Genomic DNA, 13,538 nt, shown 5'->3' with positions numbered 1-13,538 from the left:
GCCGCACCGATGACTTTCGCGGGAACTGCATTAGCCTCGCGGGCCGGAGGAACGTCATGACCCAAGGAATAGAACCGAGCTCGGCGGCGCTGCCGCCGGAGCTGGCTCAGGAGTTCGCTGCGGCGCGGGACAACGGCTGTGTCGGCACCCGGCTTCTCTCGGAGGACGCCCGCTGCCGGGTCTGGACCATCGTCCTGGCGCCCGGGGAGCGAATCGGGTTCCACACGCACGTGCTCGATTACTTCTGGACCGCTGTCACGGCGGGGCGGGCCCGCTCGCACTACGGCGACGGGCGCGTCGCGGAGGTCGATTACCGGTCAGGCGACATCCAGCACCTGTCGTTCGGGCTGGGCGAGTCGATGACCCACGACCTCGCCAACATCGGCGACACGGATTTGATCTTCACCACCGTCGAGTTCTTGGACAGCGCCAACGCGCCCCTCGCCCTTCCAGCCGCGGTGCGCGCGGAGGTGACCCGTCGCGCAGCCTGACTCGACGACACTGCGGACTGATCCGCGCAGCGCCCAAATGGGAGTGATACCGTCCAGCCCGCGTCCCGAGGTGCCGGTGTCAGCGGGCCTCGAAGGAAGGCTACTCCAGTCGCGCGACCTCTGGCGGCTCCGTCGCCTCCTCCTCCGCCGCGCTCCGGCGCCTCAGGATAAAGCGCAGCTTGATGGGCTAAAGCTTCCGGATCGCCTGTCGTGGCGCGTGTCGCGCCCCGATCCGCAGCGCCTTAACCGGGGGCTAGGTCCGGTGGGACCGCCGTTCCGGCCATGACCGCCTCAGGGCTGCGGAACCGTTCCGCCGCTGACCGCTCGGCTGCGCCCCTCTGCTGCGCCTGCAGGTAGGCGCCCAACTCCCGGCCCCGCGCCACGATCGCGGCGCCGTATCCACATCGCCGGCCATCGAAGGCGGCGAGTCCTGCTTCGACGTCTCCGGCCGCTGCGTCGAGGGCGTCGGCCAGGGCGGCCGCGTCCTCCATGGCTTTGGTTACGCCCATCCCGACATGGGGCCGGGCCACGAAAGCGGCATCCCCGATGAGCGCGACGCCGGGGGCCGGGACCATGGTCGGCGTCTCGATGTCCAGGATCGCCTGCAGGAACGGCCCATTGGCGCGCAGCATGACCTCGGTGAACGGCGGCGCGAGGATCCTCTCCGCGTCGGCGCGCATCGCCGCAAGCACTTCGGTCTTGATCCGGCCCGGCGGAATGGAAAGGGCGTGGCGGATCCCGCCCGCATCTGTCAGCAGCGCGTTGAGCGCGGTCTCCGGGGTCGGCCTGTACCAGACTGCGTTGAAGCACCGCTTGGCCCCGTCACCGTCTTCAAGGCCGGAGACAGGATAGCCGAGGATCTGCTCGCCCGGCGGCAGGCAGAATGCAAAGTGGCCGCAGATCGCCTCTTGGGTCGCACGCGAGAGGACCGCGGCGTCCACGACCGCGCGCCACGCCACGTAGCCCGCATAGGTCGGCACGACGCCGCCCAGGAATCCGGCCCGCACCGTCGAGAACTGCCCGTCGGCTCCGATCAGGAGATCCGTCGCGATCCGATGTCCGTCCTCGAAACGCGCTACGACGTGGTTTCCCTCGTGCGCGACCGTGGTGAGCGTCGCGCCGAAGCGGATTGTGTCCGGAGGCAAAGCATCCAGCAGACGGCGGTAGAGTCGGCCCCAGCCCGCGAGGATCTGCGGCAGGCTGCCTTCAGCGATCACACGACCCTTTTGATCAAGGACCCTGCGGCCTTCCACCGTCACGCCGAGATCCTCCACGCCGGCCGGGGTGCCGCAGCGCGCCAGCACCGTCCGAAGCCCTGGATGCGTGACGATCCCCGCCCCACGGCCGGTAAGCGGTCCCGCCGAGCGCTCGAACACCGACACGGTATGGCCGCCCCGTGCGAGCAGGCATGCCGCGGTCAGTCCGGCAATCGAACCGCCGATCACGGCTACGTCCAGTCGCTTCATGCAGCCCTCGAACCGGGACGGCGGTCCCGACGGCGAGCAGAATGGCTGTAACCGGACGCTTTACCAAGCCGTGCCACATTGCCGGCTCGGCGGGAGCGCGATCGATCTTGAGCGGGCCGGCGCAGAGACAGCCATGCCGCTTTCGGCCGAAATCGCCACGCCAGTCCCGGCACGTGCGGAGATGCGCGTCGCCGACGGAGCGGCTACGCGCGACAAACGAAGCGTCGGCCTCGCCGTTCGGCTCTGAGATGAAGTCCGGCCGCGCCACGATGCAGATGCGGCACGTTGGACGCCGCCCTGGGAGGCGGCCGCATCTTCACTACACTCGGTCTCAGTCTCGGATTCAAGGACGGCTACTGAAGCGTCCGCGACGCCCGGGCCACAGGCATGTGCGACGATGACCCGACACCCACGAAGCGAAGCCTAGGGGAACTACCGGAGCGATTTCGATCGCCCTTTGATCACGCTGGAGCTGACATGATCTGGCTGCAATATTGGCGGCACGCCCTGCGTTCGAACCTGTGCTGCGTCTCCGGTTCAGGTCGACCACGCCGTTCGTTCACGGGACCCATCTGGCAAGGCGTCTTCTATGCGATGCTCTGTCTTGCGGCGGCTCCGGTCGCGCAAGCGCAGTCGATGGTGCAGCCGCTGCCGCAGGCACCCACGCCCGATCTCGACCCCCGCACTTGGCCGTTGAGTGCAGTGGGCAAGCTGAACGTCGTGACCGGGCCGGGAAGTCGGCAGTACTGCACGGCGACGCTGGTCGGGCCGCGTCACGCACTCACGGCCGCGCACTGCCTGTGGGACCGCGCGCGGGAGCGCTGGGCCGACCCTGCCGGTGTGCACTTCGTGGCCGGCTACGAGCAGGGCCGCTACACGGCGCACTCCATCGCCAAGGCCTACATCAAGCCCGACGCCTATCGCTTCGGTACCAGCCGCGAGGATCTCGGCCGCGACTGGGCCATTGTGGAACTCGCCGAACCGATATCGCTGAAACCGCTGGGCCTGAGCCGGGCCATCGGCCCGGACGCCCGAGCCACGATGCTGATCGGCATCGTCCACGCCGGCTACAAATCCTACGCAAACCAGATCGTCAGCGTCGAGCGCGGCTGCCAAGCGCGTTACGAACCCGCCGCCCTGCCGCTGCTCCAGCATTACTGTCGTGTCGCGCCCGGTGAGTCCGGCTCGGCCTTGATCCTGCGCGACGACGAGCCTGCGATCGTCGGCATCCTCGTGGCCAGTGCGACGACCGGCACCTCGATCGCGGTACCGGTCAGCAGCTTCCGGACGGCCGTCGAGGCAGCCTTGAAGGGGCCGGCGGCCGAACGAGGTGAAGCACTCAACCCCGCACGAACGCCTGCGTCGGCTGGCCAGCGCTGAGCGACCTGTCGGCGTCTCCGAACCCGGCACGGCATCGACCCGGCGCATTCCCGGACCTTCATGAGGCGACCCGCTCCGGTCATCGCGGATGTCATCGCCGTGTCGCCGTGTCGCCGGGTCACGCGGTTCGACGAGCGAGCATCTCGCGGATGCGGGCGGCCAGAACGTCGACCGCGAAAGGCTTGGTCAGCACCTCCATGCCGGGTTCCAGATCACCGTCGCCGAGCACCGCAGCTTCCGCGTAGCCGGTGATGAACAGCACCTTCAGGTGCGGGCGGCCAACTCGCGCGGCGTCGGCCAGCTGGCGCCCATTCATGCCGCCTGGCAGGCCGACATCGGTGACCAGCAGGTCGACCCGCGCGTCCGATTGCAGCACCCGAAGGCCACTCGATCCATCCGCAGCCTCGACAGCCGTGTAGCCGAGGTCGCTCAGCACGTCGGTGATGAGCATACGCACGGTCGGTTCATCGTCCACCACCAGCACGGCCTCGCCGGTCTCGGCCTGGGCGATCGGGCGCTTCACGGGATCGGACCCGTCCACCTGTGCCACGCCGTGGTGCCGGGGGAGGTAGATGCACACCGTGGTGCCGGCGCCAACGGTCGAGTTGATCCGAGCCTGACCGCCGGACTGCATGGCGAACCCGTAGATCATCGAGAGGCCCAAGCCCGTGCCTTCGCCGATCGGCTTGGTCGTGAAGAATGGGTCGAACGCCCGAGCCACGATTTCCGGCGGCATTCCGGTGCCGGTATCGGTCACGCACAGGGAAAGGTACTCACCGTCCGGGATGTCCAGCACGGCCGCTTGGTGGCGATCGATCAAGCGATTGTCCGTCTCGATGATGATCTTGCCGCCATCCGGCATGGCGTCCCGCGCGTTGATGCACAGGTTCAGAAGGGCGCTTTCGAGCTGGGAAGGGTCCGCCAGCGCGGGCCAGAGGCTGTCAACACTCACGCGCCGGACCTCCACGCTCGGCCCGACCGTCCGCTGGATCAAGTCGAGCATCCCATCCACCAGCGCGTTCGCGTCGATCGTCCTGGGCGCCAGCGTCTGACGCCGCGAGAACGCGAGCAGCCGGTGTGTCAGCGCCGCGGCCCGCTTTGAGGCGCCCTGGGCGGCGGCGATGTATTTGCCCACATCCTTGGACCGGCCCTGGCCGATGCGGGTCTCGATCAACTCCAGCGAACCTGAGATGCCCGCCAGCAGGTTGTTGAAATCGTGGGCCAGGCCGCCGGTGAGTTGGCCGACCGCCTCCATCTTCTGCGACTGACGCAGCACGTCCTCCATCCGCGCCCGCTCCTCGCCGGCCTCCCGGAGGCGGTCGGCCGCGGCTCGGAGATCACGCGTCCGCTCCTCGACCCGCGCTTCCAAAGACGCGTTGAACCGACGGATCTCGTCCTGAGTGCGACGCTGCCGATAGGCTGCCAACCCCAGCAGCGTCGTCGCGAACAAGCCGCCGCCGCACACGAGCCAGATCTCCGGAAGCGCCGAGGATTGCCGAGGCGAAACCCGTTGCTGGAAGAGGACCGTCCAAGTGCGGCCGCCGAGTTCGAGGCTTGCCGCTCGCCTCAGTCGGCCGGATGTTCCGGCGGACGATCCGCGCGAGCGGTGCAGCAGCGTCGCCTCTTCCGGCGCACCATCGTAGATCGCGAAGGCGGCGTCCTCACCGGCCTCGGCCGCCACGATGCTTCCGAACAGGTCGTCGGCACGGAACGCGCCGAAGACGAAGCCGAGGAATTTTCGCCGCCGCTCGTCGAGGTTCGGGGGCACTATCCCCCCTGCATAGACCGGCATGGCTACCAGGAAGCCGGCCTGCTTGTTCGCGTCGATCTCCTGCACGAGCTGGATGCGAGCCGAGGCCGCCGGATGGCCGGTGTCGCGCGCACGCTCGACCATGTCGCGCCGGACGGGGTCAGACATCACGTCGAAGCCGATTGCGGCCTGGTTGCGCGGGTTGGGCGGCTCGGCGAACAGGACCGGGCTGATCATCGTGTTGTCGGTGATTGGGCGCACGCGGAAGTCGGCAACGCCCAACGCATCGGCCCGCGCGGCGAAGCGCTCCCGCTCGGAGGCCGGTATGGTCGGCGTGAAGCCGATCCCCAGGAAACCCGGATACAGGCCCTGGAATTCAATCCGTTGCACGTACGCCCGGAACTCGGTCAGCGTGACGCTGTCGTTCTTCGCAGCGAACAGGGCGGCGCCGCCGCGCAGAAGGGCCGTGTAGGTGCGGAATTGGTCTTCGATCGTGCGCAACTCGATCTCGGTGGCGTGCTCGAAGGTCAGGCGGTCCCGCAGCTTCGCCGCCCGCCAGATCAGGGCGGTGCTCAACCCGGTCGCGATCAGGCCTGCGGCCAGGATTGCAGGCGGAATCCAGCGGGCCGTCTTCGTCGCCCGGGATCTCGTCGATGGCGGGCGCTCGACAAGGCTTGGCGGCGGTTTGGGAGAGGGCAAGTGGCGCGACCGAATGTGGAGAGCGGCCCGTTTGTTGGACCGGCGACGGCTTGGAAGCCGATGATGGCGCCACGGGGGCGGTTCGGCGAATGATGCTGCTCCCCGGCCTGTCCTCGGTCTGAGGTTGGCGTCCGTCGATCAGAGCCGGACGATGCCGATGCGCCGGTTCGGCGCGAAGCCGTTCCACGGCATCCCGAAGGAGCAGCCGGCCAACCTCGCGCCGAAGTCCCCACGCGATACCTCGACCCGCGACGGCAATGCGGCTCATTGGGATGCAGGCGCATATTTGGCTGCGAACGCGGACGACTCGATTGTCGGCATATTCGCAACCTGCTTCCGCAGGAGGTCATATCGATCGATGAATTAAAAAGCACCAAGATTTCTAATTACTGAGACTCAATCGGTATCGATAAACATCGCCCCGGAATAGACCTTCAACATATTCGATCATGACGGAATGCTGATTGTAGCTGTGCCGCTTGATCAACAGGCATGGCATCGGCGTGTCGAAACCGAAGATCTCGCACTCTGCAGGGGTTGGCATTGTGGCTTCGACCGTCTGGTCGCAGCGTACAAGACGGCCGCCCTCATGTTGTGCCAGGAACGCGTAGACCGAACCCGACAAGTCGCCGGTCTCAAGACCCGGCACGGCCCTGACGTTGTACCAGGCGATCTCGCGCGACATCGGTACGCCGTCGCCGGACCGAACCCGGATGAGTCTCAGGAAGGGTGATGTTGACGGCAAACCGAAGATGGACGCGATGGAACGATCTTCCGTGATCACCCGCTCCAGAACGCGCGAGGAGGGGATTTTGCCCAACTCGCGCATCTCTTCCGTGAACCCCTTGAGGCGGTCCATCCCGGGCCGGACTGGCTCAGGCCGATGCCGCACGACGAAGCCTGAGCGTCCGCGCGGCACGAGTAGCTCGTCGTCGCGCAATTCCGCATAGGCGCGCTGAACCGTGATGCGGCTGACACCGAGACGATCGGCGAGTTGTCGCTCGGCCGGCAAAATGACGCCAGGCGGCAGTGAGCCCGACAGGATCAGGTCGCGCAGTTGCTCTTCGATCTGCCGATAGAGCGGCATGGCGGTATCGTCGCGCAGACGCACGAGCGACAGAACGGAAGGACGATTGCCTGTCGCAGCGAGAGTTCCGGCGTCGCCGTCTGTCATCTGGATTCCGAATCGCACTTCCTGCCGCGCTCCGGTACTATATCCTAGGCTGATCGGGATCCGAGCGCGACATGCAGGTCTTCGTCGTTGGCAGCGTCGTTGTCGCCTGTTCTGTCAAAGTAACACGGCTGCCGCTTGCGGGTGAGTCTCTCAGCGGATCGGCCTTCCTGGCGGAGCCTGGCGGGAAAGGCTTCAACCTTGCCCTCGCGCTGAGCCGCCTGGGCATCGGCGTGGACGGCATCTTCTCCGTCGGAGAGGACATGTTTTCCTCCCTCATCTCATCGACCTTCGCGCAGGTCGGCTTCACGTCGGAGATGCTGGTGCATCGCGAGGGCTCGACGGGCGCAGGCGTCGCCTTCGTCGATCCCGCCGGGGAAAACTGTCTCGCCGTGTGCCTCGGCGCCAACAACGCGCTCACGGCCGCGGATGTCCGCGCCTTCGCTCCGCGCCTGCATCGTTCGGATCTCGTGGCTGCGACATTCGAGAGCCCGGACGCGCCCATCGAAGCAGCTTTTGCGCTAGCTCGGGCGCGAGAAATCAAGACCCTGCTCAATCCATCGCCCTTTCGCCCGATCGCGCCATCGATTCTTGCCCAGACATCGATTCTCGTCGTCAACGCGGTGGAAGCCAACGCGCTCGGGCTCGGCGCAGCCAGCCAGAGTGACGGGGCGCTGCAGGCCACACCCGAGATCGAGAGGCTTCTCGGCGGCGGCTTGGAACTGTTGATCGTCACGCTGGGATCGCGCGGTGCGGTCGCCTTCAGAAAGCAGGCTCGGCCATTTCATCAATCGGCTTTCGAGGTGGCTGCCGTCGACACGGTCGGCGCAGGCGACGCCTTCTCGGCCGGGCTCATTGCCGGCCTGCTCGCTGACAAACCGTTGGAAGACGCCTTGCAGAGCGCTGCCGCGTGCGGCGCGCTTACCACGCTGCACTTCGGCGCCTTCGGGAGCTTTCCGTCCGCGCGCACGCTCGCGGCCTTCGTGGAGCGGAACGCTACGGAGACTTGACGCGGCGCGGCGCCAGCCCGCTGTCAGAGGCTCGCCGAAGCGCCGCTGAATGTCGAGATCGACGCGACAATGCTGAGCAGTTCCGATTGGCGATTCGTTCCCGTCTTGATGAAAATCGATCTGAGTTGGCTTCGCACGGTACTGGCTTGGACACCTGTATTCTCAGCGTAAAGCTGTAAGCGCAGTCCACCGGCGAGCGCTCGCAGAAGCCGGGCCTCCGCGGGAGTCAGGTCGAACAGGAGATGCAGCAGATCGTTGTCGGGCGCGGGCGGGACGCCGATCTTCCTCAGGATCAACTGCATCGCGGACGCATCGAAGATGTCGTTCTCCGGCCTCGCGATGCGATGGATGTGGGCGATGAAGGCACGATGATCGGAGACAGCGCGCACCGGTAGGGTCGACGAGAGGCGGCGGCCGTCCGCGACCAAGCTGATCGCGTCGTGCAGTGACTTGCTGCTTGAGAAATGCCTGAATAACACTTCGCTGTGCTGGCCTGACGCTATTCGTTCGTGGCTTCCCTGCAAGCATGTGTTGGTGGCCAGGATTCGGCCGGACGCGGTCAGGATGGCGGCCGGAAGTCCGATATGGTCCAGTGCCGCCGCGGTGACCCGCGCGCGCTCGTAGCCGAACTGCGCACTCAGGTGGCACGCGCGGACCAAGTGCGGCCTCAGGGCGTCGAGGCGGGAGAGAGCGCCTGTCTCGAAGGGGCCGCTTTCGGCGCGCCGCTCAGCGGTGACGATCGCGAGATCGCCGGCGGGAAGTTGGATCGCCGTTCCGGCCCGCCACGCGAGTTCGTTGCTGCGGCACAGCTCGCTGCCGCAGCAGACGAATGCGCCCTCGACGTCCTGAACGAACCGGCTATGCGCGAGCGTCTGCCATTGCGTGTTGCGGCCCGTATTGCGAAGGGCGGGCGAGGCAACAACGGAGGTGGATCTGCATTCGGGGGAGGAGGAGGCGATCCAGCGCGCGGACCCGGACTGTGGGACGACGATCAGCGAGCTTCGGTCCGCCTCGGCATAATTGTTGAACCACCGTATGGCTTCGGCCCAGAGCTTGGGTGAGCCCGCAGCCTCATAAATTCGATCGATGAGCGCTTCGAGCACAGTTCGGCCTCGTCACTGGAAGAGCGTCCTCTCACAGATAGGACCAATATCAGTCCAAAAGCGGCTCCGGCATCATCTATATGGAGGATGCAAAATTTGGACGGTCATCGATCAGGAGCGGTCTCAGCCGATCCACGTTCCGGACGGGCCTATCCCAGCTGAGCTCTGCTGGATGGCCGACAATCACACCCATCCGCACCGCTGGATCGTTGGACTGCCGCGTCGCCATGGAAAGCCCGGCCCCGGTCCGGGACCGATGCTGTGCCCATCCGCGTGTGCGGTCAGCCTGCTAACGCGGCTACCCTCTTCGGACATGCTTGCCAGACCCGCGCAGAAAGCCGCCACGACGGACGTCGATCCCTGTGAACCGTGAGACGGCCGAACCGCTGCCTTCCGCAGCGCCGCTTGCCGCCAGACCCAATGCAAATGAAGACCGTGATGTCGCGACACCGTCCGCCAGAAGGCGGGCGTTCAGCTGCTGCCCTGAGCGGAGGGCGAGATCCGCGCCAGGAACGGCGCCGCCGCAAGCTCCGCCGCCCGCTCGATCGCGCGATAATGGGCGACCAGATCAGCTCCGAACGCCGACAGCCGCGCGCCGCCTCCTGCCTTGCCGCCGATCTGCGCCTCGACCACGAGTTGACCGAACCCCTTGTTGAGGTCTTCGATCAGCAGCCAAGCGCGGCGATACGACATGCCGAGTGCCCGCCCGGCAGCGCTGATCGAGCCGTGCTGCGCAATCATTTCCAGGAGCTGGACCTTGCCCGGACCGACGCGGTTGCCGGGTTCCAAGTCGATTCGAATACTGAGCCGGGCCATCACGTCCTTCCTCGATCCCACCACGCGTGTATCACTCCCGTTCGCCACACCCTTGCGCCAAGGCGGTTGCTCCCCCGCGGGACCGCCATATCCTTCTGCGTACATCGCGCGGATGCAGCTGACTGGCCCTCGCCGCCAGGACATTGCTCCGGTCGACGATGAAAACAGGGAGACAACGCGCCATGAACGTCCGTGCCGACATTCCGGCCCTCTCGCCGACCATCCCGCCCGCGATCCGCGACTGGCTGTCCAAGGACCGCACGCTCCTCATCGACGGAAAGTGGGTGCCCGCCCAATCCGGCAAGACCTTCGACGTCACCGATCCCGCCACCGGCGAGGTCATCGCCAAGGTCGCCGAGGGCGACAAGGCCGACGTCGACGCCGCCGTGAAGGCGGCCCGCCGGGCCTTCGAGAGCGGCCCCTGGCCCAGGATGACGCCCTCGGCCCGCGGCCGCCTGCTGCATCGGATCGGAGACTTGATCCTGGAGCATGCCGACGAACTGGCCGCCCTGGAGGCCATCGACAACGGCAAGCCCATCGCGGTCGCCAAGGCCGCCGACGTCACCCTCTCGGCCGACATGTTCCACTACATGTCCGGTTGGGCCACCAAGATCGAAGGCAAGTCGATCCCGATCTCGGCGCTCGCCGCCCCGGGCTCGGACTTCTTCTCGGTGACGCGGCCCGAGCCGATCGGCGTGGTCGGGCAGATCATCCCGTGGAACTTCCCCCTGCTTATGGCAGCCTGGAAGCTCGCTCCGGCGCTAACCACCGGATGCACCGTGGTGCTCAAGATCGCCGAGGAGACGCCACTGTCCGCGCTGCGCCTCGGCGAACTCCTGCTGGAGGCCGGCCTGCCCGGCGGCGTGGTCAACATCATCGCCGGCTTCGGCGAGACCGCGGGCGCGGCCCTCGCGGCGCATCCGGACGTGAACAAGGTCGCCTTCACCGGGTCCACAGAAGTCGGGAAGCTGATCGTCAAGGCCGCGGCCGGCGACCTGAAGCGCGTGTCGCTGGAACTCGGCGGCAAATCCCCCAACATCATCCTGCCCGACGCCGACCTGTCGCTGGCCATCCCAGGCGCCAACGCGGCGATCTTCTTCAACCATGGCCAGTGCTGCAACGCCGGATCGCGCCTGTTCGTACACCGCTCGATCTTCGACAAGGTGGTTGAGGGCATCGCGGCCGAGGCCGGCAAGATCAAGCTCGGCCACGGGCTCGACGCGGGCACCGAGATGGGTCCGCTCGTCTCCGCGGTCCAGTACGAGCGCGTGACCGGCTACTTGGAGGCCGGAAAGAGCGAGGGCGCCAGGGCGATCGGCTGCGGCAATGCCGTGCCCTCAGGGAAGGGCTACTTCGTGCCGCCGACGATCCTCACCGACACCAACCCCGGCATGAAGGTGGTGCGCGAGGAGATCTTTGGGCCCGTGCTGGTCGCCACGCCCTTCGACGAGGTGGACGGCGCGCTGATCGCGGAGGCCAACAATACGGTCTACGGGCTCGCGGCCGGCGTCTGGGGTAAGGACACGGGCCGGGCCCAGCAGGTCGCGCACCGGCTCCGGGCCGGGACGGTGTGGATCAACTGCTACCACGTCTTCGACGCAGCGCTCCCGTTCGGCGGCTACAAGCAGTCCGGCTGGGGGCGCGAGATGGGGCAGGCTGTGCTGTCAAACTACCTTGAGACCAAGGCAATCACCACGCGCCTGGGATCGCTCTGACTTCCGCGCCGGCCCCACTGACCGTGGGGCCGGCTGTGGCGTGATAGGACAGCGGCGATGGCCACCCGGAGGATCTGGAGGCTGTCGCCCGATTGAATCATGTCAAATATGCCTCGCGGTACTCTTCGACATCGGAGCCGCTCGTTCCGGCACGGTTCCGCTTCGGGTTACAGGTCAGTGCAGCCGCGCCGCTGCAACGCGCAAAGCCGAAGGCTTGGTTTCGAAAGCGACCGCAACATGCTGCGATGGCGTCTGGCCGGAAGCGGCCTGACCGCTCTGGCCGACGTTTTGGAGCGGACCTGCGGAATCCGGCGCGATCGGGCCACCCGTCCTTACATCGGACCGCCCCATCTCCGGTCGGGGACGAGACGATCGGACCTCACCTTCAGGACGGAGACATTCTCGGTCGCCCCGGAAATGCCCGGAGCGCCAATCGGTCACGGCGCGAGACAGGGCGACAGCGGTGTCAGTCCGATACAACGCAGCAAGGCGGATTGTACGTGCAGGCGCGGCTCTTAATCCACGCGATCCCCGCGCCGCAGAAATTTCGGCCGCATGTTGCGGTCTCGAACGAAGACCTTGAACAATCCGTATTGATCATCTTGGGCTTGTTGGCTTTGCAGCTTGACGGCCCGTCCTGATTCGAAGAGATCCTGCGTCCAGAGTGCCACGACGAAGGGCACGCGACGCAAACGCTCGTCTGGAGAGGAAATGATGGTCTTCGCAGGTCGCACGGCTGCTGCCGTGCTCTTGTTCACGCTCGCAGCGGTGCCGGCACACGCTGCAGACCCGATCAAGATCGGGCTGAGTGGCCCCTATACCGGCGGCTCGTCTTCGATGGGCGTCTCGATGCGCGACGGCGCCAAGCTCGCAGCCGCCGAGATCAACAAGGCCGGCGGCGTGCTCGGCCGCCCCATCCAGCTCATCGAGCGCGACGACGAGGCCAAGAACGAGGTCGGCGCGCAGGTCGCACAGGAGCTGATCAACAAGGAGAAGGTGGTCGCCACCGTCGGGTTCATCAACACCGGTGTCGCGCTGGCCGCCCAGCGCTTCTACCAGGAGGCCGAGATTCCGGTCTTCAACAACGTCGCCACCGGGACGATCATCACGAACCAGTTCAAGGAGCCGGATTACGACTCCAACTACGTCTTCCGGAACTCCGCCTACGACGTGCTCCAGGCGGGCCTTATGGTCGACGAGGCCCTGGCGCAGAACCACAAGAAGATCGCGGTCCTCGCCGATTCCACCAATTACGGCCAGCTCGGGCGCGAGGACATCGAGAAGTACCTCGCCACCAAGAACGTGAAGCCCGTCGCCGTCGAGAAGTTCAACATCAAGGACGTCGACATGACGGCCCAGCTGCTCAAGGCGCAGCAGGCCGGCGCCGACGTGATCCTCGCCTACGGGATCGGACCGGAGCTGGCCCAGATCGCCAACGGCATGGCCAAGCTCGGCTGGAAGGTCCCGATGATCACCAGCTGGCCGTCCTCGATGCAGAGCTTCATCGACATCGCCGGCGCGAACGGCAACGGCGTGATCATGCCGCAGACCTTCATCGAGGATCAGACACTGCCGAAGCGCAAGGCGTTCCTGGAGAATTATTACAAGACCTACGGCGTCACGAAGATCCCGACCCCCGTGGCGGGTGCGCAGGCGTACGACTCGATCTACCTGCTGGCCGCGGCGATCAAGCAGGCGGGCGGCACCGACGGCCCGAAGATCCGCGCCGCCCTCGAGAACTTGAACGAGAAGGTCGAGGGCGTGGTCACCACCTACGACAAGCCCTTCACCGCCAAGGACCACAACGCGATCTCGCGCAACATGGTCGTGTTCGGGAAGGTGCAGGACGGCAAGATCGTCTACGACAAGGCCGAAGACGCCAAGAACGCCGGCGTCGTTCGCCTGAAGGAGAAGTCCTCGAACTGAGGACCCGGACG

At 66.4% G+C, this 13,538-nt stretch carries 10 protein-coding genes; 5 read left to right on the top strand and 5 right to left on the bottom strand.

What is annotated here, in order from left to right; translation table 11 throughout:
• Positions 1 to 56: 56 nt before the first annotated feature.
• Entirely contained in the window at positions 57 to 491 is a 435-nt protein-coding gene (locus tag ACLBX9_RS14585) for a hypothetical protein (protein ID WP_010682986.1), read from the top strand.
• 242 nt (positions 492 to 733) lie between these two features.
• On the opposite strand, the gene ACLBX9_RS14580 is transcribed toward ACLBX9_RS14585, so the two are convergent.
• The gene (locus ACLBX9_RS14580; RefSeq protein ID WP_447719433.1) at positions 734 to 1,957 is read right to left on the bottom strand and encodes an FAD binding domain-containing protein; all 1,224 of its coding nucleotides are present in this window, start codon (positions 1,955 to 1,957) and stop codon (positions 734 to 736) included.
• A 477-nt stretch (positions 1,958 to 2,434) separates the two neighbouring features.
• Here ACLBX9_RS14580 and ACLBX9_RS14575 point away from each other — a divergent pair, with 477 nt between their 5' ends.
• A complete protein-coding gene (locus ACLBX9_RS14575) occupies positions 2,435 to 3,337 on the top strand; it encodes a trypsin-like serine peptidase (protein ID WP_447719432.1) in 903 nt (300 codons plus the stop codon).
• Positions 3,338 to 3,455: 118 nt separating this feature from the next.
• Here the strand turns inward: ACLBX9_RS14575 and ACLBX9_RS14570 are convergent, their stop codons facing one another.
• Together ACLBX9_RS14570 and ACLBX9_RS14565 are read right to left on the bottom strand one after the other, a co-directional pair.
• Positions 3,456 to 5,663 carry a CHASE domain-containing protein gene (locus tag ACLBX9_RS14570; RefSeq protein WP_447719431.1) on the bottom strand — a complete coding sequence of 736 codons (2,208 nt, stop codon included), beginning with the start codon at positions 5,661 to 5,663 and terminating at the stop codon, positions 3,456 to 3,458.
• Between the two features lie 505 nt (positions 5,664 to 6,168).
• Positions 6,169 to 6,960, bottom strand: coding sequence for a GntR family transcriptional regulator (locus tag ACLBX9_RS14565; protein WP_010682990.1), 792 nt, complete (start codon positions 6,958 to 6,960; stop codon positions 6,169 to 6,171).
• Positions 6,961 to 7,031: 71 nt separating this feature from the next.
• On the opposite strand from ACLBX9_RS14565, the gene ACLBX9_RS14560 reads away from it, so the two are divergent.
• Positions 7,032 to 7,967 carry a ribokinase gene (locus ACLBX9_RS14560; RefSeq protein ID WP_447719430.1) on the top strand — a complete coding sequence of 312 codons (936 nt, stop codon included), beginning with the start codon at positions 7,032 to 7,034 and terminating at the stop codon, positions 7,965 to 7,967.
• Positions 7,968 to 7,990: 23 nt separating this feature from the next.
• On the opposite strand, the gene ACLBX9_RS14555 is transcribed toward ACLBX9_RS14560, so the two are convergent.
• The gene (locus ACLBX9_RS14555; RefSeq protein WP_447719429.1) at positions 7,991 to 9,070 is read right to left on the bottom strand and encodes a helix-turn-helix transcriptional regulator; all 1,080 of its coding nucleotides are present in this window, start codon (positions 9,068 to 9,070) and stop codon (positions 7,991 to 7,993) included.
• Between the two features lie 471 nt (positions 9,071 to 9,541).
• Positions 9,542 to 9,886: a winged helix-turn-helix domain-containing protein gene (locus ACLBX9_RS14550; RefSeq protein WP_447719428.1), complete on the bottom strand. Its 345-nt coding sequence runs from the start codon at positions 9,884 to 9,886 to the stop codon at positions 9,542 to 9,544.
• A 182-nt stretch (positions 9,887 to 10,068) separates the two neighbouring features.
• Here ACLBX9_RS14550 and ACLBX9_RS14545 point away from each other — a divergent pair, with 182 nt between their 5' ends.
• Complete coding sequence (locus tag ACLBX9_RS14545; protein WP_447719427.1) at positions 10,069 to 11,601, top strand: aldehyde dehydrogenase family protein; 1,533 nt, start codon at positions 10,069 to 10,071, stop codon at positions 11,599 to 11,601.
• Positions 11,602 to 12,315: 714 nt separating this feature from the next.
• Positions 12,316 to 13,527 (top strand): ABC transporter substrate-binding protein, encoded by a 1,212-nt coding sequence (locus ACLBX9_RS14540; RefSeq protein ID WP_010682996.1) that lies wholly within the window; start codon positions 12,316 to 12,318, stop codon positions 13,525 to 13,527.
• The last annotated feature ends 11 nt before the right edge of the window (positions 13,528 to 13,538 follow it).

This window comes from Methylobacterium sp. A49B (assembly GCF_053346215.1).
Note: the sequence above shows the minus strand (reverse complement) of the source record. Positions and strands in the feature narration are given on the sequence as shown.

Coding starts and splice junctions, on each gene's coding strand:
- ACLBX9_RS14585 (WP_010682986.1), top strand. CDS start 57: ATGACCCAAGGAATAGAACCGAGCTCGGCGGCGCTGCCGCCGGAGCTG.
- ACLBX9_RS14550 (WP_447719428.1), bottom strand. CDS start 9,886: ATGGCCCGGCTCAGTATTCGAATCGACTTGGAACCCGGCAACCGCGTC.
- ACLBX9_RS14540 (WP_010682996.1), top strand. CDS start 12,316: ATGGTCTTCGCAGGTCGCACGGCTGCTGCCGTGCTCTTGTTCACGCTC.
- ACLBX9_RS14575 (WP_447719432.1), top strand. CDS start 2,435: ATGATCTGGCTGCAATATTGGCGGCACGCCCTGCGTTCGAACCTGTGC.
- ACLBX9_RS14545 (WP_447719427.1), top strand. CDS start 10,069: ATGAACGTCCGTGCCGACATTCCGGCCCTCTCGCCGACCATCCCGCCC.
- ACLBX9_RS14580 (WP_447719433.1), bottom strand. CDS start 1,957: ATGAAGCGACTGGACGTAGCCGTGATCGGCGGTTCGATTGCCGGACTG.
- ACLBX9_RS14565 (WP_010682990.1), bottom strand. CDS start 6,960: ATGACAGACGGCGACGCCGGAACTCTCGCTGCGACAGGCAATCGTCCT.
- ACLBX9_RS14560 (WP_447719430.1), top strand. CDS start 7,032: ATGCAGGTCTTCGTCGTTGGCAGCGTCGTTGTCGCCTGTTCTGTCAAA.